Origin of the sequence: Pseudomonas putida (assembly GCF_028682475.1) — a bacterium.
Lineage (GTDB): Bacteria > Pseudomonadota > Gammaproteobacteria > Pseudomonadales > Pseudomonadaceae > Aquipseudomonas > Aquipseudomonas putida_AG.
Window position 1 is genome coordinate 209571 of record NZ_JANHLE010000006.1, and the last position, 21199, is coordinate 230769.

A 21199-nucleotide genomic window follows, 5' to 3' on the forward strand; every position below is an offset into this window, starting at 1 on the left:
GGGTCAAAAAAATCACCGGTCGGCGCCAGTCCTTCATGGCCTAGCGCAAAGCGCGCTAGCAGACAAGCAAACCGTTGTCGAGATATGGCGGGACCAGTCCTTTGCGTATACTGCAACCTATGCTCGCCCAAACTGCTTTGCGCCAGCGCTGCGCCAGATGGCTCATCGCAACCGGACTCTTCCTGATGCTCGGTGCCTGTGTTGAAAAACCCAGCACCCTGGAGCGCGTCAAGGAGGATGGTGTGCTGCGCGTGATCACCCGCAACAGCCCTGCCACCTACTTCGAGGACCGCAACGGTGAAACCGGCTTCGAATACGAGCTGGTCAAGCGTTTTGCCGACGACCTCGGGGTCGAGCTGAAAATCGAAACCGCCGACAACCTCGACGAGCTGTACGACCAGCTCGGCAAGCCATCGGGGCCGGTAGTGGCAGCGGCCGGTCTGGTCAGCAGCGAGCGGCGCAAGGCACAGGTACGTTTCTCTCATCCGTACCTGGAAGTCACCCCACAGATCATCTACCGCAACGGTCGCTCGCGGCCGACCGATGCCAAAGACCTGGTCGGCAAGAAAATCATCGTGCTCAAGGGCAGCAGCCATGCCGAGCAGCTGGCGGAGCTGAAAAAGCAGTATCCGGCGCTCGAATACGAAGAATCTGACGCCGTCGAGGTGGTTGACCTGCTGCGTATGGTCGATGAAGGTCAGATCGATCTGACCCTGGTCGATTCCAACGAGCTGGCGATGAACCAGGTTTATTTTCCCAACGTGCGGGTCGCTTTCGACCTCGGCGATTCGCGTGACCAGCGCTGGGCGGTGGCGGCCGGGGATGACAACAGCCTGCTCAACGAGATCAACGAATTTCTCGACAAGGTGCAGAAGAACGGCACCTTGCAACGCCTGAAAGACCGTTATTACGGGCATGTCGATGTGCTTGGCTACGTCGGTGCCTACACCTTCGCCCAACACCTGCAGCAACGCCTGCCGCGCTATGAGAAACACTTCAAGGCGTCGGCCAAGAAAGAACAGGTCGACTGGCGCCTGCTGGCCGCGATCGGCTACCAGGAGTCCATGTGGCAGGCGGAGGTCACCTCCAAGACCGGCGTGCGTGGCCTGATGATGCTGACCCAGCGCACCGCCCAGGCCATGGGTGTGTCCAACCGTCTGGACCCGGTACAGAGCATTCGTGGCGGGGCCAAATACTTCATGCACGTGAAGGAACAACTGGACGATTCGATCAAGGAGCCGGACCGCACCTGGTTCGCCCTGGCGGCCTATAACGTCGGCGGCGGTCACCTGGACGATGCGCGCAAACTGGCCAAGCGTGAGGGTCTGAACCCGAACAAATGGCTGGACGTGAAGAAAATGCTGCCACGCCTGTCGCAGAAACAGTGGTACAGCAAAACCCGTTACGGCTATGCCCGCGGCGGCGAGCCGGTGCACTTTGTCGCCAACATCCGCCGTTACTACGACATCCTCACCTGGGTGACCCAGCCGCAGCTTGAGGGCAGCCAGGTCGCCGAAGGCAGCTTGCATGTGCCGGGTGTCGACAAAACCAAACCGCCGGAGCCCTCGCCGCCGCTGTGACGCCACTGTGGGAGCTGGCCTTGCCAGCGATGCAGGCGCCGCGCATCACCTGACACCGCAACGATCCTATCGCCGGCAAGGCCGGCTCCCACAATTAATCAGATGACAGGCAGTTGCCCTTACATCAGGCCTTGGCCCGACGCGCCTTGAAGAACTCGGACAAAATCGTCCCGCACTCCTCTGCCAGCACCCCGCCCTCAAACAACACCCGATGGTTGAGAAAGCCCTGGGTGAAAAACTGCCCCTGACTCTGCACGACGCCCGCCTTGGGCTCCAGCGCGCCGTACACCACCCGGGCAATGCGCGAGTGGACGATCAGCCCGGCGCACATGCTGCACGGCTCCAGGGTCACATACAGGGTGCTGCCCGGCAGCCGGTAGTTGCTCGCGGCCTGGGCGGCGGCGCGGATGGCAACCATTTCGGCATGGGCACTGGGATCGCTGCCGCTGATCGGGCAGTTGAAGCCGCGGCCGATGACCTGACCATGCTGTACCAACACTGCACCCACCGGCACCTCACCCATGGCCGCACCCTGAGCTGCCAGCGCCAGGGCCTGACGCATGAATTCCTGATCACGGCTGCGATCAATGATTTGCGGCTGACGCATCAGGCAACCTCGATCGCGGCCATCAGACCGGTTTCCATGTGATCGACCACATGGCAATGGAACATCCAGGTTCCCGGGTTATCAGCCACCAACGCCACCTGGGCGCTTTCGTTCCTGCCCAGCAGGTAGGTATCGGTGAAGTACTGCTCCGGGAACTTGTGGCGGTTCGAGCTGAGCACCTTGAAACTCATGCCATGCAGATGAATCGGGTGCTGGTACTGGGTCATGTTCTTGAGCTCGAAAATATAGCTCTTGCCCTTCTTTAACGTGGCAATCGGCCGGTCGGCACAGGTCTTGTCGGTGATGTCCCAGGCCTTGCCGTTGATCTGCCACAGGCTCGGCGGCTTGCCGTTCTCGGTGTTGATCGAGACCGACCCCACCCATTCGAAATTGAAGTTGAGCTTCTCGGCATTGGCCAGGTCCGGCTCGGCAATCGGGTTGGCCGGCAACGCGGGCGGCCAGTCGCCGGGCGCTTCACTGCTGGCCACCGAACGCAAGGTGCCCAGACGCACCGAGCCATCGCGCAACGACAGCTCTTCACCGGCCGGCGGCATCTTGATCGCCAGGCAGATACGCATGCCCGGGCCAAGCCAGTAATCCTTGCCCAGCGGCCGCGGGGTGATCGGGTTGCCGTCGAGGGCGTAGACCTTGGCCTCAAAGTTGCCCTTGAGGTTGATCCGGTAGGTCAGGGTGTTGTCCAGATTGAGCAGGCGCACCCGCACGACCTGCCCTTCGGGCATGTCGATGACCGCATTGGCCTGTCCATTGATGGTGATCAAACGCCCGGCAGTACCGCCACGGGCAGCCTCACGCGGGATGCTGAACGGCAGGTAGGCGCCCTGCTCGTCCACATGCCAGTTTTTCAGGCTCAGGGTGCGTTCATGCTTGAAGCCGGTAGGCTCGCGCTCCTCGACGATCAGCGGCCCGACCAGGCCTTTGCCGAGCTCTTCGGAACTGTTCACATGCGGGTGATACCAGAAACTGCCCGCATCAGGCACGCGGAACTTGTAATCGAAATACTCGCCCGGCAATACCGGCAACTGCGAGACGTAAGGCACCCCGTCCATCTCCAGCGGCAGGCGGATGCCATGCCAGTGAATCGTGGTAGGTACCGGCAGGTGATTGATGAAGCGCACGCGCAGCCACTCACCCTGGCGTACCCGTAGTTCGGTGCCCGGCGCCGAAGGGCCGAAGGCCCAGGCCTCGGTCTTGTGGCCCGAGACCAGCTCGACATCCAGCGGCGCGGCAATCAGCTCGTAGTCATGCCCGGCGTTCGGATCGCTGCGCCCCAGCCAATAGCGGGATGCACCGCCGGCGCCCAGGCCGATTGCCACCAGGCCGGTCAGGCCACCGAGTATTTGTCGCCGGGTAAAGGACATGCAGCAGGTACCTCGTAATGCCAGGAACAACATGCTGGCACCTTGCCGGTCGCCAACGATGAAGGGCGAATACGATACACCTGCAATTGCGAAAGATTAAGTGAAGTGTTGCCGCAGGCAAACGCCGACAAAAAAGGGCGCCTGAGCGCCCTTCTTCCATCACGCCTGGCTGGGCGCGTTCACGTTCTGCTCGTTGTGCAGCTTCCAGGCATCGGCAAACGGCGCCGTGCCTTTGTCATAGGGCTTGAACAGGACCATGTAGACCAGGCCGATGCCGATCACCACTGCCGACGTCAGCAGGATGCCGTAGTTGCTGTACCAGGGCGCATCCGGGGTACGCGGCCAGGACATGTTGATGATCGCCAGCACACCGTAGACCAGCGCCAGGATGTTCACGATCCAGCCCCAGCCGCCCAGGGTGAACTGACCGGCCGGTTTCCAGCCGCGAAGCCGGGCGAACAGCGCCCCGCCGACGATCATCTGGAACGCCAGATAAATGCCGATGGCGGCGAAGCTGACGATGATCGCAATGGCGTTTTCCAGGTAGAACCCGGCACAGACGATAGCCGCCGGGATTACCCCGCAGGTGATCAAGGCTGCCGTGGGCACCCGGGTATTGGGCGAAAGACGTTTGAGTACACCGCTGCCCATGACCATTTCATCGCGGGCAAAGGAGTACAGCAAACGGCTGGCCGCCGCCTGCAGGCTCAGCACACAGGAGACGAAGGAAACCGTGATGACCGCGGTGACGATCTTCCATCCGGTCGGCCCGAACGCATTGGCCATGATCGTCGACATCGGATCCTTGTCTTCGCCGGACAGCACCTTGGCAATGTCCGGAACCGCCAGGATCAATGCCAATGCGGCGAATATTGCAGCGCCACCACCGATGTAAATGGTCATGCGCATGGCTTTGGGAATGCGCCTGCTCGGGTTTGGCGTCTCTTCCGCCACATCACCGCACGCTTCAAAGCCATAGTAGAGGAACATGCCCGCCAGCGAGGCGGTCAGGAACGCCGGCCAGTAACTGCCGTCGATGCTGATGTCAAAGGTGTTGAACAGCACCGAAAACGGCTGGTGACGCTCGAAGATCAGCAGATAGCCACCGATCACGATCGCCCCCAGCAACTCGCAGATGAAACCGAACATCGCGACCTTGGCCAGCAGCTTGGTCCCGCTCAGGTTCAACAGGGTTGCCAGCACCGTCAGGGCCAGCGCAACGAAGGTGTTGGTCACCGGGCTCGGTTCGAAGCCGAGCATGGCCGCGATATAAGGACCGGCACCCAGCGCAACCGCGGCAATGGTTACGCACAGCGACACCGAGTAGATCCAGCCGACCATCCACGCCCAGCGCTTGCCCACCAGACGGCGCGCCCACGGATAGACGCCACCGGAAATCGGAAACTGCGAAACCACTTCACAGAAGATCAGGCACACCAGCATCTGCCCGAAACCGACCAGCAAGTACGACCAGATCATCGGCGGCCCGCCTGCCGCCAGGCACAGGCCGAACAGCGTATACACGCCGACGACGGGTGAAAGGTAGGTGAAGCCCAGCGCAAAGTTTTCCCACAGGCTCATGCTTCTTTCGAAGTTCGACGTATAGCCAAGCGCCTTGAGCTGGGCGGCATCGCGGTCCACCGCAGTGAATTCGGAACTGTTCATGTTGTGATCCTGAGGACATTGTCCTGTCGGCAGTTATTGTTTTTGCTTTGCAGACTTACAACTTGATCCAGGTCGCTTTCAGTTCGGTGTACTTGTCGAACGCATGCAGCGACTTGTCGCGGCCGTTGCCCGATTGCTTGAAGCCACCGAACGGCGCAGTCATGTCGCCGCCGTCGTACTGGTTGATCCACACGCTACCGGCGCGCAATGCCTTGGCGGTCAGGTGCGCCTTGGAGATGTCGGTGGTCCATACGGCTGCAGCCAGGCCGTACGGGGTGTCGTTGGCGATGTTGATGGCTTCTTCGACGCTGTCGAAGCTGATCACCGACAGCACCGGGCCGAAAATCTCTTCCTGGGCGATCTTCATGGCATTGCTGACGCCGTCGAAAATCGTCGGCTCGACATAGGTGCCACCGGTTTCCTCCAGGGTACGCTTGCCGCCCACCAGCAGGGTGGCGCCGTCGTTGCGGCCGGACTCGATGTAGGACAGCACGGTGTTCATCTGCTGGCTATCGACCAGGGCTCCGACGTTGGTGTCCGGATCCAGCGGGTTGCCCGGCTTCCAGGCCTTGAGGGCCTCGACCACCAACGGCAGGAATTTATCCTTGATCGAACGTTCCACCAGCAGACGCGAGCCTGCGGTGCAGACCTCACCCTGGTTGAAGGCAATGGCACCAGCGGCTGCTTCGGCAGCGGCGTTCAGGTCCGGGGCGTCGGCGAAGACAATGTTCGGGCTCTTGCCGCCGGCTTCCAGCCAGACGCGCTTCATGTTCGACTCACCGGCGTAGATCAGCAGCTGTTTGGCGATTTTGCTCGAACCGGTGAACACCAGGGTATCAACGTCCATGTGCAGGGCCAGGGCCTTGCCGACGGTATGGCCATAGCCTGGCAGCACGTTGAGCACGCCGGCCGGGATACCGGCGTCGATCGCCAGTTGGGCGATGCGGATGGCGGTCAGTGGTGATTTTTCCGAGGGTTTGAGGATCACCGAGTTACCGGTCGACAGCGCCGGGCCGAGTTTCCAGCAGGCCATCATCAGCGGGAAGTTCCACGGCACGATAGCGGCGACAACGCCGACCGGCTCGCGGGTCACCAGGCCGAGCTGGTCATGCGCGGTAGCCGCGACTTCGTCGTAGATCTTGTCGATGGCCTCGCCGCTCCAGCTCAGCGCTTGTGCCGCACCCGGCACGTCGACGGCCAGCGAATCGCTGATCGGCTTGCCCATGTCCAGGGTTTCCAGCAGTGCCAGTTCGTCGGCATGGGCTTCGAGCAAGGCGCCGAAACGAATCATCACCTGCTTTCTGTCCGCCGGCGCCATGCGCGACCAGACGCCGGAATCGAAGGTGGCGCGGGCCACTTCAACAGCGTGGTCGGCGTCTGCGGCCGAGCAGCTGGCAACCTTGGCCAGCAGGTGGCCATCGACCGGACTCAGACAATCGAAGGTTTCCCTGTCAATGGCGTGGGTATAGTCCCCACCGATAAACGCGCGCCCTTCGATTTTCAGGGCCTGTGCGCGAGCTTCCCAGGTGCCAAGCGTTGGATTCGTCATGACGGTGCCATTCCTCTGTGCCGATGCCAGTGCCTGTCAGCGTTCCCGTGGCGGTGGGAACCAGGCTTTTTATTAAACATATGAAACCGTATCTTATGTTCGGAGAACTGCCAAATTGCCTGTCGTTTTTATCTAGAAACGACCTGTTTCGGCTTTTCCACAGTTGAATTTGGCTTTTCTGTTGCACACCAAGCGGCAGATGGCTAAAAGAAATCTAGTTCCATATTTTTTGTGGCGACCCGGATGACTGAACCGAATAAAGTGAACCGCCTGTCCTTGCTACAGGTGAGCCAGGAAGGCAAACCCGAGGAAGTGGCTCGCCGGCTGATCGAGGTCATTGACCTGGGCCTGATTGGCGAAGGCGAACAATTGCCCAGCGAAAGCGAGCTGGCGAGCCGTTTCGGCGTGGCCACCGTGACCTTGCGCGATGCCCTGGCGATCCTGCGTCAGCGCGGCGTTGTCGCCACCCGCCGCGGTCGAAATGGCGGCAGCTTCGTCTGCGCCCCGGTGGAGGTTTCCGACGATTTTCTCAAGGCCAGGTTGAGCGCCATGAGCTCGCTGGCACTTCGCGACCTGTGCGACGAACAGATCGCGATCTCAGCCACCGCCGCGGGCCTGGCGGCCAGCCGCGCCTCCAGCGTCCAGCACCAGCGACTGGAGCATTTCGTCAGCGCACTGCAGGACGCCACGGCGCGCAGCGAACTGCGCCGGGCCGATGCGCGCTTTCACATCGAGGTGGCCGTCGCTGCCCAATCGGTGCGCCTGACCCACGCAGAAATGCGCCTGCAAGCGGAAATTGGCGAGCTGCACTGGATCTGCACCGACGACGCCCAGAAAAACACCGCCATCGCCGAGCACCGGGCCATACTCCAGGCAGTGATTGCCGGCGAATCCAACCTGGCCAGCGCGTTGACCGAAGCCCATGTCAAAGAAGGCATCAAGCGCCTGATGGATTTGCGTTTCCGGTTGCTTGGGCAGCAAGAGAGCAGGTTGTCATGATCACGACAGAACAGCACGAGCAACTGCGCCAGTGCACCGAGCGCCTGGAACAGGCGTTCAGCAAGGTCTTCGAACAACTCGACAGCCTGGCCGAACAGGTGGTGACGGTATGGGACGCGCTGGCAGCCGAAGGCAGAAAACCCACGTCCAAAGACCTGGCATTCCTGCAGACGACCCTCGAAGAGCGGCTTTCAAGCAACGACACCTACATTCATGGCACCGGTGTGGTGCTGGAGCCGGGCGAACTTGCCGATCAAGAGTTTTTCCTCGAGTGGTTCTACCGCCCCGCCAGCGGCAAAATCGCGCCGATGATGCTTAACTTCAATCGCCAAAGCGAAAGCTTCTACAACTATCAGGGCATGCCCTGGTTCACCCGTCCCAAGCTTACGCTGCAGGCATCGGTTGAAGGGCCCTTTGTGGACCTCTACGGTACCGAGCTCTACATACTGGCGTTCTCTTTGCCGATTCTCGCCGGCGGGCGATTTGTCGGCGTAGCTGCGGCGGACATAGCCATGCATGAATTCGATCAATTGCTCACGCGCTGCCTGCTGCGCATGCAAAACGAAGCGTTCATCATCAACGGCGAAGGCCGCATCGTCGCGGCCAATTCCACCAACTGGTTTGTCGGCAACATGGCCAGCCGCCCGGCCACTGCCAGCGTGCACCCGCTCAAACCGCTATCGATCGACTGGTCGCTGGTGGAACTGCCGACGCCGCGCTAGGCCGTTGCGTGCCAGGGCAAAACTGATTTCCGTCTTTCCAACAACAGCAATAATCGAAGAGGAAATACCATGCAGCGGATCTCGCTTCGCCTTGTCAGCATCCTGGTCGTTCTGTTGTTTGCCCAGTTCTCGGTGGCGGCGGACAAAGACAAGACCGTGGAAGTCATCAATGCCTACATGAGTGCCTGGAACAAACACGACCCCGATGCCGCGGCACAGTATTTTGCCGAGAACGGAGAGTTTCTCGATGCATCCGTAGGCGTGCCCAAAGTCGGTCGGGAAGCCGCCCGGGTCGAGGTCATCAAACTGTTTATCGATGCCGTGCCTGACCTGAAATGGCAGATGGTTGGCCAACCGATCGTCGAAGGCGACAACATCGCCTTCGAGTGGCAGTTCGACGGGCACAACACCGGTGCCTGGGCGCCCGAGACGCCAGCGACCAACAAGCCGTTGTCGTTCAAGGGTGTGAGTTTCATCAAATTGAAGGACGGCAAGATCGCGTCGCAGCACGATTACTACGATGCGCTGTCGTTCAACAAGCAGCTGGGTTGGTAGTTCCCGTCTGAACCTTGAAGCCCACCCTTACGTGGGCTTTAAGGTGTTGCTTGCGGCCTAGTGAGCAAAAAGCAGCTTGGTGTATTTCTCAGACACTTTGCCGCTGCGCTTGCCGTCCACACCGTAATAACGATCCTCGCGGCACAAGCGCTCTTTGACGTCGCAGAAAATGCCGTTGGCAAAGGTGAACTGGGTCGCGTCGAAGTCGCCCTGTGAAAACAGCCTGGTCGCCGCTTTCTTGCCAAGGTACTTCTCGGTCAGTTCGCGGGATACGCCATTGCTGCCGTCGACACACAGGTAACGGTCGCACAGCACGCCCGGCTCAGGCGATTTGAGGGCAGGCTTTTGCTGCGCCTGTGCAGGCAATACGGACGCGGCCAGCAGCATGGCCAGAGCGAACGGAACAAATTTCGAGTTCAATCGGATAACCCCGTTTAAATGAGTGGGCTGTCAGGTTTATCGAGCGCGTCAAGACCCTGTCAATGACCCTCGATTGCGACGCATGTTCCCCACGCACGGGGTCGCGCCAGACTGGAGATGAAAAAAAGCCCGCGATTACGCGGGCTTCAGGGTGTTTCTTGCTAATCGGTGCCGGTCAGTACCGGACGCCAATCATTCCCACTCGATGGTTGCCGGCGGCTTGCTCGACACGTCGTAAGTCACGCGGGAAATGCCTTCGATCTCGTTGATGATCCGGCCGCTGACAGTCTCCAGCAGCTCGTAAGGCAGGTGCGCCCAACGTGCAGTCATGAAGTCGATGGTTTCTACCGCACGCAGGGCCACGACCCAGGCGTAACGACGGCCGTCACCGACCACACCCACCGATTTCACCGGCTGGAACACCACGAACGCCTGGCTGACCTTGTGGTACCAGTCGGCCTTGCGCAGTTCTTCGATGAAGATATGGTCGGCGCGACGCAGCAGGTCGGCGTATTCCTTCTTCACTTCACCGAGGATGCGCACACCCAGGCCCGGGCCCGGGAACGGGTGACGGTAGACCATGTCGTACGGCAGGCCCAGCTCCAGACCGAGGCGACGAACCTCGTCCTTGAACAGCTCGCGCAGCGGCTCGACCAGCTTGAGGTTCATCTCTTCCGGCAGGCCACCAACGTTGTGGTGCGACTTGATCACGTGGGCCTTGCCGCTCTTGGCGCCAGCCGACTCGATCACGTCAGGGTAGATGGTGCCCTGGGCCAGGTACTTGATGTTGTGCAGCTTGCTCGACTCGGCATCGAACACGTCGATGAAGGTGCGGCCGATGATCTTGCGCTTTTTCTCAGGGTCCGACTCACCGGCCAGGTTGCCGAGGAACTGCTCTTCGGCGTTGGCGCGGATCACCTTGACGCCCATATTCTCGGCGAACATGGCCATCACTTGCTCACCTTCGTGCAGGCGCAGCAGGCCGTTGTCGACGAACACGCAGGTCAGCTGGTCGCCGATGGCTTTGTGCAGCAGCGCGGCTACAACCGAGGAGTCAACGCCGCCTGACAGGCCGAGCAGGACGTTGTCGCTGCCAACCTGGGCGCGGATCTGGGCGATGGCGTCTTCAGCGATGTGCGACGGCGTCCACAGGGCTTCGCAGCCGCAGATGTCGAGGATGAAGCGCGAGAGGATGCGACCGCCCTGCTTGGTGTGGGTCACTTCCGGGTGGAACTGCACGCCGTAGTAGCCACGGGTGTCGTCGGCCATGCCGGCGATCGGGCAGCTCGGGGTGCTGGCCAGGATGTGGAATTCTTCCGGGATGCGGGTGACCTTGTCACCGTGGCTCATCCACACGTCCAGGCCGAGTACGCCGTCAGCATCGACGTGATCTTCGATGCCGTCGAGCAGGCGGCTCTTGCCGACTACATCGACACGGGCGTAGCCGAACTCGCGCAGCTCGGAACCTTCAACCTTGCCGCCCAATTGTTCGGCCATGGTCTGCATGCCGTAGCAGATGCCGAATACCGGCACGCCCAGGTCCCAGACGGCCTGTGGTGCGCGCGGGCTGTTGGCTTCATGCACGGACTCGGGGCCGCCGGCCAGGATGATGCCGCGTGGCGCGAATTCGCGAATCGCTTCATCGTCCATGTCGAACGGGTGCAGTTCGCAGTACACGCCGATTTCGCGGACGCGGCGGGCGATCAGCTGGGTGTACTGGGAACCGAAGTCGAGGATCAGGATGCGGTGAGCGTGAATGTCGAGGGCCATGACTCAATCTCGTCAGTGGTAATCGGAAACGACGCGGGGCTGTCGATAACAGCCCCGCTTGCAAGTGTTGCCAGAAGCATCAACCTACGCGGTAGTTTGGCGCTTCTTTGGTGATCTGTACGTCATGCACGTGGGACTCGGCCATGCCGGCACCGGTGATGCGCACGAACTCGGGCTTGGTGCGCATTTCTTCGATGTTGGCGCTGCCGGTGTAACCCATCGAGGAACGCAGGCCACCCATCAGCTGGTGGATGATCGCGGTCAGGGTGCCCTTGTACGGCACACGACCTTCGATACCTTCCGGTACCAGCTTCTCGGCACCAGCCGAGGAGTCCTGGAAGTAGCGGTCCGAGGAGCCCTGGGCCTGGGACATGGCGCCCAGCGAGCCCATGCCGCGGTAAGCCTTGTAGGAACGGCCCTGGAACAGTTCGATTTCGCCTGGTGCCTCTTCGGTACCGGCGAACATCGAGCCCATCATCACTGCCGAAGCACCGGCAACGATGGCCTTGGACAGGTCACCGGAGAAGCGGATACCACCGTCGGCGATCAGCGGGATACCGGTGCCTTCAAGCGCAGCGGCAACATTGGCGATGGCACTGATTTGCGGCACACCGACACCGGCGACGATACGGGTGGTGCAGATCGAGCCAGGGCCGATACCGACCTTGACTGCGTCCGCACCGGCTTCGGCCAGGGCCTTGGCCGCAGCGCCGGTCGCGATGTTGCCACCGATGACCTGCACCTGCGGGAAGTTCTCCTTGACCCAGCGAACGCGATCGATCACGCCTTTGGAGTGACCGTGAGCGGTGTCGACCACCACCACGTCAACGCCGGCGGCAACCAGTGCGGAAACGCGATCACCGGTGTCTTTACCGGTACCGACCGCAGCACCCACACGCAGACGACCCTGGTCGTCCTTGCTGGCCAGCGGGTAGGCCTTGGCTTTTTCGATGTCGTTGACGGTCATCATGCCTTTGAGGGCGAACTTGTCGTCGACGATCAGCACGCGCTCGATGCGGTGCTTGTGCAGCAGCTCGCGCGCTTCGTCCTTGTCGGCGCCTTCCATGACCGTGACCAGACGCTCTTTAGGCGTCATCACTTCACGGACAGTGGCGTCCAGACGGTTTTCGAAACGGATGTCGCGGGAGGTGACGATGCCGACCAGGTCGCCATTGTGCAGCACCGGAACGCCGGAGATGTTGTTCAGGCGGGTCAGTTCGAGCAGATCACGTACCGTGGCATCGGCCTCGATGGTGATCGGGTCCTTGACCACGCCGGCCTCGAACTTCTTGACCTTGCGCACTTCGGCAGCTTGCTGCTCGATGGTCATGTTCTTGTGGATGATGCCGATGCCGCCTTCCTGGGCCATGGCAATGGCCAGACGGGCTTCGGTCACGGTATCCATGGCGGCGGAAACCAACGGAATATTCAGCTCGATGCCACGGGTCAAACGGGTCTTGAGACTGACTTCATTGGGTAGCACCTCTGAATAACCAGGCACTAGGAGAATGTCGTCGAAGGTCAGGGCTTCTTGGCTGATACGCAGCATCGCGGGGGCTCCCGGGCGGGAAAAATGGAAGCGCGCCATTATACTCATCCAGAGCCCTTCACTCAATGCAAAGATCGGTCCTTCGGTCAGTTACCGCCGCGCTTTACCTGCACCACGGCCACCGGCTGATCCAGCCAGTCGGCAAAGTCGTCGAGAAATGCCTGTTTGAATCCTGCCGCGCCCCAGTTATTGAAGATGAAACCCAGGTTGGAAAACGCACAGGCTTGCAGGAACAGAAAGCCGTTGATGTCGTCTTCATGGCCGCACAGCGGGCAGATGAAATTGTCGGTCTGCCCCGGCATCCACTCCTCCAGGCTTTCAAACAGCGCCACGCCGACCTCGCGGCGGCATTCGGCACAGCCCGCCTCCTCGAGAAAATCCTCAAGCGGTGTGTAGATGCAGCGCTTGGTGATCACCTCCAGGCCGTTGACCGGCTGCCCGAACGGCAGCAGCTCAGGGCGCTCGACGACTTTGCGCGCGCCTTCGGCGATGGCATAAGCCATACGGTTGCCGGTACTGCCGCAGGTGCTCAATTGCTCCTCGATGATCTTCTCGCGCACCAGCCAGCGCAGGATCGCCCGCGCGCGCGGCTCATGCACAGGAACGGTGGATATCTTCGGGACAATGATGCTCTGGGTAATCATGACGGCAGCCAAACATGCTCAAAGCAGCCAGTTTACCTCACTCAGGTAGCGCCCGATCAGGGCAATGCCGCTGGCCAGCACCAGCCAGGTGACCAGGCGCACGAAGCGCTCGCGCGACATGTTCAGGGTCAGGCGCCGGCCCAGGTACGAGCCGATCAGCATCATCGGCAGCAAGCACAGCGCCAGCACCAACAGCGGCAGGTCGGCATACACCCCGGCGAGCAGGAACAGACTCAGGCGCACCACGGTACTGCAGCTGATCAGCGCACTTTGCGTCGCCCGCGCCTGCTCGCTGGAGGGCAGGCGGGCATTGAGATAGATCGCATAGAGAAAGCCGCCGCTGCCGAACAAGGCGCCAAACAGCCCGCCCGCGGTTCCCATCGGTACCGACCAGGCGGCCGCAAGCTGCGCCGGCCGCACCTTCACCGCCAGGCTATACAGGGCATAGGCGCTGATAAACAGGCCCATCAACAGCAATAACAGATCGGACTTGAGATTGAGCAAAAACACCACACCGAGGCTGCAGCCCAGTGCCATGCATGGCAGCAAGCGCAGCAATTCCGCACGGGCCACCGCCTTGCGCGCCGGCAGCCAGTTGCCAAAGGCGGCGACGAAATCCAGCAACACCAGCAACGGGATGATCCGCGACAACGGCATAAAGTTGATCAGCACCGGCCCGGCCACCAGCGCCGTGCCGAAGCCGGCGATGCCGAAGACGATATAGGCGGCGCCGACACCGAGCAGAATCGGCAGCCAGTCGAGGGAGGTAAAGGGCAATTGGGCAAACAGCGTCGAGAGCATGGTGGTCGCCAACAGTGGATGTGCGCAAACTTTAGCCAGCAGCCAGCCATGCGACTAATATGCAATTACGTCATCAGACATCTCGAAACGGCATATCACTAATGATCTCCACCCGTCAGCTGCGCTACTTCGTCGAAATCGCTGAAAGCGGCAGCTTCAGCGCCGCCGCCGAACGTCTGTTCATTGCCCAGTCAGCCCTGAGCCGGCAGATCAAGGAGCTGGAGTCGCAGCTCGATACCCTGCTGTTCGAGCGCACTGCGCGTCAGCCGCGCCTTACCGCTGCTGGGCAGGCCTTCTTGCCGAGGGCCCGCGCTTTGCTGGTGGATCTGGAAAAAGCCCAACGTCTGGCTCGCGATGTCGGCCACGGCGTAAGCGGCAGTCTGCGCCTGAATCACTCGAGCACCGTGCCCTTGACTGGACAACTGCTGACCCGGCTCAGTGGCTATCTGCATGAGCATCCGGGGGTTGCCATGGAAATCGCCCAGCAGTCCTCCGAGGCACAGCTTGCAGAGCTCGCAGAAGATCGCCTGGAAGCCGGCCTGTTGCGCTTGCCGGTGCTGCGCCAGCATGAGGGGCTTTGCGTGCAGCCGCTGTTCGAGGAGCCGTTGTTGCTGGCGGTCGCCGCAGATCATCCGCTGGCCGGTGAAACCATCGTTTGCCTGGCGCAGCTGCGGGACGAGGCCTTTATTTCCATCCCCCATCGCCAGCGCGGTGGCTTGAGCTATCTGTCTGCCGAGCTGTGCATGGGAGCCGGCTTCTTTCCGCAAGCTGCGCGGGTGGTGTCACGCAAGACAACCCAGTTGCAGTTGATCCAGGCCGGTTTTGGTGTGGCGCTGTTGCCGCAGTGCATGCAGGAGATTGCTCCGTCCTCGCTGCGCTTCATTGCTCTTGCGGATGAAGGCTGCAGTAGCACAGTGGCGCTGGCGTACCGTCGCGATGCCGGGCCTTTGGTTCAGCAGTTTGTCGTTCATATGGCCTCATCGCGGGGCAAGCCCGCTCCCACCAAGTGAGAACCTGTGGGAGCGGGCTTGCCCCGCGATTGAACACGCACCACCCCACTGCCACCCCGACACCACAATCCTTTATGATGCTGCCCCATGATCAAAGACCCTTTCGAAAGACTCGGCCTGGACCGCGAAGTCCTGACCGTCAGCCAGCTCAACGGCCGCGCCCGGGTGCTGCTTGAAGACGTGTTCCGCAATGTCTGGGTCGAAGGCGAGATATCCAACCTCGCCCGCCCGGCTTCCGGTCATGTCTATTTCACCCTCAAGGACAGCGGCGCCCAGGTGCGTTGCGCACTGTTCCGGCAGAACGCCGTGCGCGTTCGCCAGGCCCTGCGCGATGGCCTGGCGGTCAAGGTGCGCGGCAAGGTCTCGCTGTTCGAAGGCCGTGGCGACTATCAACTGATCCTCGATACCGTCGAACCTGCCGGCGATGGCGCCCTGCGCCTGGCATTCGAAGCGCTCAAGGAAAAGCTTGGCGCCGAAGGCCTGTTCAGCGCCGACAACAAGGTGGCCCTGCCCGCCCACCCGCAACGCATCGGCATTGTCAGCTCGCCTACCGGCGCGGTGATCCGCGACATCATCAGCGTGTTCCGCCGACGTGCCCCGCAGGTTGAACTGACACTGATCCCCACCGCCGTACAAGGCCGCGAAGCGATCAACCAGATCGTGCGCGCCCTGCAACTGGCCGACAGCCGCGGTTTCGACGCGCTGATCCTGGCCCGTGGCGGCGGCTCGCTGGAAGACCTCTGGTGCTTCAACGAAGAAGCCGTGGCGCGGGCCATCGCCGCCTGTGTGACGCCGATTGTCAGCGCCGTCGGTCATGAAACCGATGTCTCGATCAGTGACTTTGTCGCCGACGTTCGCGCACCAACGCCTTCAGCCGCCGCCGAACTGCTGGCCCCGGACAGCAGCGACCTGCAGCGACGCATCGACAGCCTCAAGCGACGTTTGCTGCTACGCATGCAAAGCCGCCTGACCCATGACCGCCTGCGCCTGGACAGCCTGACCCGGCGCCTGCGTCACCCCGGCGAGCGCCTGCGCCAACAGGCGCAGCGCCTGGACGACCTCGACATGCGCCTGCGCCGCGCCTTCGAACAACGCCTGAACCAACGCCGCGAACGCCTGGCCCGTCTCGACACGCGCCTGTCCGCGCAACACCCCGGACGCACCCTGGCGATGCTCAAACAGCGCCTGGACAGCCTCGCCGAACGCTTGCCCCGAGCCATGCGCGAAACCCTCAAAGACCGTCGCCAGCGCCTGCAGGCCCAAGTGCAGACCCTGCATGTGGTCAGCCCGCTGGCAACCCTGGGGCGCGGCTACAGCATCCTCCTCGACGAGCGCGGCCAGGCGATCCGCAGCGCCGCCCAGACCCGCAACGGCCAGCGCCTGACTGCGCGCCTGGGCGAAGGCGAATTGCAGGTGCGGGTCGAAGACAACCACCTGACCCCGGTCACGCTTTCCTTACTGGACTGAACCATGCCTCGTCTGTTTACCCCACTGTTGCTGCTGTGCCTGATGTTCGCCAGCAGCGCCCAGGCCAGCTACATCACCCGTCAACTGAACAAGCCGGTGCCCGGTGGCGTGGCGGTCATCGACCTCGGCCCGGCGGCCCAGGCACCGAGCGCACGCTTTGACGGCAAACCGGTGCTGGTGGTCAAGGAACAGGACAACTGGCTGGCCATTGTCGGCCTGCCGCTGACGCAAAAACCGGGGCAGGCGCAGCTCACCCAGGGCACGCGCACGCTGACCTTCAACGTCGGCAGCAAGAAGTATCCGGAGCAACGCATCACCTTGAAGAACAAACGCCAGGTCAATCCCGACCCGGCCGACCTCAAGCGCATCGACGCCGAGCTTGCCGAGCAGATCAAGGCCTACCGCAGCTTCAGCCCCAACCTGCCGAGCAACCTGATCCTCGACAAACCGGTCAACGGCCCGCTGTCGAGCAAGTTTGGCGTGCGTCGTTTCTTCAATGGTGAAGAACGCAATCCGCATGCCGGCCTGGATTTCGCCGTGCCTGCCGGCACGCCGATCAAGACCCCGGCCAACGGCAAAGTGATTCTGGTGGGTAATTACTTCTTCAACGGCAACACCGTGTTCGTCGACCATGGCCAGGGCTTTATCAGCATGTTCTGTCACATGTCGAAAATCGATGTAAAGCCTGGTCAGCAGCTCAGCCGCGGCGCAGTGGTCGGGCGGGTCGGGGCAACCGGACGGGCAACCGGTCCGCATATGCACTGGAATGTCAGCCTCAATGATGCACGGGTGGATCCGGCGATTTTCATCGGGGCGTTCCAGCCCTGAAAGCTGCCTTAGCCTGGTAATTGTCCTGACTTGATGCTGTGCAAGCGACCGCTCCGGTGGGAGCGGGCTTGCCCCGCGATATCGCGCCTCACGCCTGAAACGATTGGCGACCTATGAACGCTCAACCATCAATCGGTACTGAGCGGAACATTGACCTTGGTTTTAATGAAAGGCACACCTGGAGACAGATAAGGCCTGATAAGTTCCGCCACCTTTTCTTTTGTCTTTCGCTTGCAAAATATATTCAGACTCCAATTGGTTTCAAAGTCATCCCCCTCCATGGTTATAGTGCATTTCAAATCGACAACCTCTCGATTAGTAGCAATGGCCAGCTGCGTAAATTCTTCCCATTTAAATGCATAGTGATGGTAGTACGTATGCATTTCCCGATAGTTCTTTGAGTACGCCATCGAGAGATACGTCAAACCCACACCACCAGGACCTATCAACGCACCAAGCAAAAACGATGGATCAATAGTCGCCATAAAAATAAAAACAATCGCCGTTATCCCTGCAAGCCACTTCAAAAAAGTCAGAGCCCACTCGGGAAAATCTTTCCACTTGCAATACTCCACGCCGGACTTTGTGAAGCGAAAAGCGTAATTCATTCGCTGATGAGTCATAGACAAAGTCACAAATAAAATAAGCATGTAAAAGAAAATACAAGACAATGTTCGCCAGGGCTGACTCATCCCTTCATACACGGAGTACATGACCAGTGACACGCCAAATAGCAATATAGCCAAACCCAATAACATAAAATTAGCCACAAAAGTATTGTAATTTCTCGCCTGAATCGTCCAAGCTATTAATTCAGGTTCATGCGCGAATTTCCACTCAAGCTGCGGCGGCAGTTCAAGGGGTTTATTAAGATTCAACATTATAGTGCTCAACGACCGTTTGAATTGGGGACGGCTAACTTAAGTAGCTCAGTGCTTTGGTGCGTCAGCACGATGCCATCTTTTTCAATCAGTTCACTGCCAGGTGTACTGTTGACTCGATCAGCCTCGTTCGCTGTCCATTCCAGCGCTAGTCGGAACATGTAGCCGCGGCCGTCTGACCGCTGCCGCACGTCGCGCGGGTATTTAATCTCCAACTCAAGGATCGGAGTGTCCGTCGGGCTGTCAATCCAGACTTGCCAAAGACGGTGTTGCGCGCAGCAACCCTCGAATGGGTCCATGAACACTCAACCATCAATCGGTACTAAGCGGAACATTGACCTTGGCTTTAATGAAGGGCACACCTGGAGACAGGTAAGGCTTTATGAAGTCCGCTACAAAACATTTCTGCTTACGCCTGCAAAAAATATTGAGACTCCAACTTACAATTCGACCAAGCCGTTTATCAAAATGAGTAAACTTTAAATCTACAACCTCTCTATTTGTTGCGATAGCCAATTGCGTGAAATCTTTCCACTCATATACCAAATGATGATACTGAGTGTGCATTTCTCGATAATTTTTTGAGTACGCCATCGAGAGGTACGTCAATCCCAGACCTCCAGGCCCTATCAACGCACCGAGCAAAAAATACGGGTCAATGGTAGCCATGAAAATGAAAACAATCGCCGTTATCCCTGCAAGCCACTTCAAAAATGTCAGAGCCCACTTGGGGAAATCTTTCCATTCACAGCATTCCACCCCGGACTTAGTAAAGCGATAAGCAAAATTCATTCGCTGATGGGTCATAGTAGAGATTACGGACGCGCATATTACGTAAAAACATATACTCACCAATAACTTTGAAAAAGAAGGCTCATCCGACGCTGGAGTTGAGTACAGAAAATACGCCCACCCCATTATTACGACTAGCATAAACGCAAACATACCATTCGCCACAAACGTATTGTAGTTACGCGCCCGGATCGTCCAAGCCATTAATTCAGGTTCATGCGCAAATTTCCACTCAAGCTGCGGCGGCAGTTCAAGGGGCTTATTAAGATTTAACATTATAGTGCTCAACGACCGTTTGAATTGGGGACGGCTAACTTAAGTAGCTCAGTGCTTTGGTGCGTCAGCACGATGCCATCTTTTTCTATCAGTTCACTGCCAGGTGTACTGTTGACTCGATCAGCCTCGTTTGCTGACCATTCCAGCGCCAGTCGGAACATGTAGCCGTAGCCGTCTGACCGCTGCCGCACGTCGCGCGGGTATTTAATCTCCAACTCAAGGATCGGATTGTCCGCTGGGCTGTCAATCCAGACTTGCCAAAGACGGTGTTGATCTTTCTGGGTGTAAGTGAAATCCGCTGGGCGAAGGTTATATACGGGTCCGCCGGGCAACTCTCCGAGCTGCTTCGGATCGACCCAGTTGCCATCAAGAAACTGGTCGTAAAAGTTATTCTCCGTGGCATACAGCCGATCTTTAGAAAAATAGCGCTGCTCGACGATTGCCGGTTGCAAGGTCAGCTCTTTACCCGCCAACGCTGCGGGCAGCTGGATTTGTACCCAGAACCCCAGAGGCTTTCTCGGGGTGCTGCCACCACCGTAATACAGCGTTCTTCCCATTACCGTGGGTCGTTGCAAGGTCTCCATCAAAGAGGTCATCTGCTTGAGATGCCCATCATCGTCCAACCATTCAGGGGTTGCCCCGCGCCCCCAGCTGCAACGGTACAACCACAAACGCAGCCCCTCACGCTTGAAGCGGTTGGCGGTCCATGAACGCTCAACCATCAATCGGTACTGAGCGGAACATTAACTTTGGCGTTAATGAAAGGCACACCTGGAGACAGATAAGTTCTAATCAATTCCGCCACCTTTTCTTTTGTCTTTCGTTTGCAAAATATATTAAGATTCCAATTGGCTTCAAAGTTATCCCCATCCATGGTGATAGTGTATTTCAAATCAACAACCTCTCGATTGGTAGCAATGGCTAGCTGCGTAAATTCCTCCCACTTAAATGCATAGTGATGGTAGTGCGTATGCATTTCCCGATAGTTCTTTGAGTACGCCATCGATAGATACGTCAAACCCACACCTCCAGGACCTATCAACGCGCCGAGCAAAAATGATGGATCAATAGTCGCCATGAAAAGAAAAATAATCGCTGTGATCCCCGCAAGCCACTTCAAAAAAGTCAGAGCCCATTCCGGAAAATCTTTCCAATTGCAATACTCCACTCCGGACTTGGTGAAGCGATAGGCAAAATTCATTCGCTGATGGGTCATGCTGGAAATTACAAAAGTAATAACCATAAAAAAGCAAGCACTAACTATAATCCGCGAAAACAACCCTTCACCCGGAGCCGGAAACAAATATACAATATACGCCCCCCCCATTATCAGGACAGACATAAACACGAACATGCAATTAGCCACAAACGTATTGTAATTACGCGCCCGAATTTTCCAAGCCAACAATTCAGGCTCATGCGCAAATTTCCACTCAAGCTGCGGAGGCAGATCAATAGACTTATTAAAATCAAACATCATAGCGCTCAACGATCACTTGAACTGGGTACGGGCAACTTAAATAGCTCAGTGCTTTTGTGTGTCAGCACGATGCCATCTTTTTCTATCAGTTCACTGCCAGGTGTACTGTTGACTCGATCAGCCTCGTTTGCTGACCATTTCAGCGCCAGTCGGAACATGTAGCCGTAGCCGTCTGACCGCTGCCGCACGTCGCGCGGGTATTTAATCTCCAACTCAAGGATCGGA

At 59.1% G+C, this 21199-nt stretch carries 21 protein-coding genes; 7 read left to right on the forward strand and 14 right to left on the reverse strand.

The window, feature by feature from the left end; translation table 11 throughout:
• Positions 1-119 precede the first annotated feature (119 nt).
• On the forward strand, positions 120-1580 hold the full coding sequence (mltF, locus tag NPS47_RS07890; RefSeq protein WP_274294421.1) for a membrane-bound lytic murein transglycosylase MltF: 1461 nt from the start codon (positions 120-122) through the stop codon (positions 1578-1580).
• 124 nt (positions 1581-1704) lie between these two features.
• Here the strand turns inward: mltF and tadA are convergent, their stop codons facing one another.
• The 4 genes from tadA to NPS47_RS07910 all read right to left on the reverse strand — a co-directional run bounded on the left by tadA (position 1705) and on the right by NPS47_RS07910 (position 6780).
• Positions 1705-2187 carry a tRNA adenosine(34) deaminase TadA gene (tadA, locus tag NPS47_RS07895; protein WP_274294422.1) on the reverse strand — a complete coding sequence of 161 codons (483 nt, stop codon included), beginning with the start codon at positions 2185-2187 and terminating at the stop codon, positions 1705-1707.
• Complete coding sequence (locus NPS47_RS07900) at positions 2187-3566, reverse strand: multicopper oxidase family protein (RefSeq protein WP_274294423.1); 1380 nt, start codon at positions 3564-3566, stop codon at positions 2187-2189. The genes tadA and NPS47_RS07900 overlap by 1 nt, the downstream gene beginning before the upstream one ends.
• Before the next feature lie 159 nt (positions 3567-3725).
• A complete protein-coding gene (locus NPS47_RS07905) occupies positions 3726-5231 on the reverse strand; it encodes an APC family permease (RefSeq protein WP_274294424.1) in 1506 nt (501 codons plus the stop codon).
• Between the two features lie 55 nt (positions 5232-5286).
• The gene (locus NPS47_RS07910) at positions 5287-6780 is read right to left on the reverse strand and encodes an aldehyde dehydrogenase (RefSeq protein ID WP_274294425.1); all 1494 of its coding nucleotides are present in this window, start codon (positions 6778-6780) and stop codon (positions 5287-5289) included.
• A 243-nt stretch (positions 6781-7023) separates the two neighbouring features.
• On the opposite strand from NPS47_RS07910, the gene NPS47_RS07915 reads away from it, so the two are divergent.
• From NPS47_RS07915 to NPS47_RS07925, 3 genes are all read left to right on the forward strand, one after another.
• Positions 7024-7779: a FadR/GntR family transcriptional regulator gene (locus tag NPS47_RS07915; protein ID WP_274294426.1), complete on the forward strand. Its 756-nt coding sequence runs from the start codon at positions 7024-7026 to the stop codon at positions 7777-7779.
• Positions 7776-8501, forward strand: a complete 726-nt coding sequence (locus tag NPS47_RS07920; RefSeq protein WP_274294427.1) for a cache domain-containing protein — start codon at positions 7776-7778, stop codon at positions 8499-8501. Before NPS47_RS07915 ends, NPS47_RS07920 begins: the two co-directional genes overlap by 4 nt.
• Positions 8502-8570: 69 nt before the next feature.
• The gene (locus tag NPS47_RS07925) at positions 8571-9056 is read left to right on the forward strand and encodes an ester cyclase (protein ID WP_274294428.1); all 486 of its coding nucleotides are present in this window, start codon (positions 8571-8573) and stop codon (positions 9054-9056) included.
• A 57-nt stretch (positions 9057-9113) separates the two neighbouring features.
• On the opposite strand, the gene NPS47_RS07930 is transcribed toward NPS47_RS07925, so the two are convergent.
• The 5 genes from NPS47_RS07930 to NPS47_RS07950 all read right to left on the reverse strand — a co-directional run bounded on the left by NPS47_RS07930 (position 9114) and on the right by NPS47_RS07950 (position 14240).
• Entirely contained in the window at positions 9114-9476 is a 363-nt protein-coding gene (locus NPS47_RS07930) for a YcgJ family protein (RefSeq protein ID WP_274294429.1), read from the reverse strand.
• Positions 9477-9668: 192 nt separating this feature from the next.
• A complete protein-coding gene (guaA, locus tag NPS47_RS07935) occupies positions 9669-11246 on the reverse strand; it encodes a glutamine-hydrolyzing GMP synthase (protein ID WP_274294430.1) in 1578 nt (525 codons plus the stop codon).
• A 79-nt stretch (positions 11247-11325) separates the two neighbouring features.
• Positions 11326-12795: an IMP dehydrogenase gene (gene guaB, locus NPS47_RS07940; RefSeq protein WP_274294431.1), complete on the reverse strand. Its 1470-nt coding sequence runs from the start codon at positions 12793-12795 to the stop codon at positions 11326-11328.
• An 86-nt stretch (positions 12796-12881) separates the two neighbouring features.
• Complete coding sequence (locus NPS47_RS07945) at positions 12882-13439, reverse strand: sugar ABC transporter ATPase (protein WP_274294432.1); 558 nt, start codon at positions 13437-13439, stop codon at positions 12882-12884.
• Between the two features lie 18 nt (positions 13440-13457).
• A complete protein-coding gene (locus NPS47_RS07950) occupies positions 13458-14240 on the reverse strand; it encodes a sulfite exporter TauE/SafE family protein (protein ID WP_274294433.1) in 783 nt (260 codons plus the stop codon).
• 101 nt (positions 14241-14341) lie between these two features.
• Between NPS47_RS07950 and NPS47_RS07955 the strand changes: the two genes are divergently transcribed.
• From NPS47_RS07955 to NPS47_RS07965, 3 genes are all read left to right on the forward strand, one after another.
• Positions 14342-15250 (forward strand): LysR family transcriptional regulator, encoded by a 909-nt coding sequence (locus NPS47_RS07955; RefSeq protein WP_274294434.1) that lies wholly within the window; start codon positions 14342-14344, stop codon positions 15248-15250.
• A gap of 87 nt (positions 15251-15337) precedes the next feature.
• Positions 15338-16717, forward strand: coding sequence for an exodeoxyribonuclease VII large subunit (gene xseA / locus NPS47_RS07960; protein ID WP_274294435.1), 1380 nt, complete (start codon positions 15338-15340; stop codon positions 16715-16717).
• Between the two features lie 3 nt (positions 16718-16720).
• Positions 16721-17545 carry a M23 family metallopeptidase gene (locus NPS47_RS07965; RefSeq protein ID WP_274294436.1) on the forward strand — a complete coding sequence of 275 codons (825 nt, stop codon included), beginning with the start codon at positions 16721-16723 and terminating at the stop codon, positions 17543-17545.
• Between the two features lie 128 nt (positions 17546-17673).
• On the opposite strand, the gene NPS47_RS07970 is transcribed toward NPS47_RS07965, so the two are convergent.
• The 5 genes from NPS47_RS07970 to NPS47_RS07990 form a co-directional block, all read right to left on the reverse strand.
• Positions 17674-18426, reverse strand: coding sequence for a hypothetical protein (locus NPS47_RS07970; protein WP_274294437.1), 753 nt, complete (start codon positions 18424-18426; stop codon positions 17674-17676).
• A 312-nt stretch (positions 18427-18738) separates the two neighbouring features.
• On the reverse strand, positions 18739-19494 hold the full coding sequence (locus tag NPS47_RS07975; RefSeq protein ID WP_274294438.1) for a hypothetical protein: 756 nt from the start codon (positions 19492-19494) through the stop codon (positions 18739-18741).
• Positions 19495-19502: 8 nt separating this feature from the next.
• On the reverse strand, positions 19503-20216 hold the full coding sequence (locus tag NPS47_RS07980) for a hypothetical protein (protein ID WP_274294439.1): 714 nt from the start codon (positions 20214-20216) through the stop codon (positions 19503-19505).
• A complete protein-coding gene (locus NPS47_RS07985) occupies positions 20216-20971 on the reverse strand; it encodes a hypothetical protein (protein ID WP_274294440.1) in 756 nt (251 codons plus the stop codon). The genes NPS47_RS07980 and NPS47_RS07985 overlap by 1 nt, the downstream gene beginning before the upstream one ends.
• An 8-nt stretch (positions 20972-20979) precedes the next feature.
• A partial coding sequence (locus NPS47_RS07990; protein ID WP_274294441.1) for a hypothetical protein occupies positions 20980-21199 on the reverse strand: 220 nt, incomplete at its 5' end.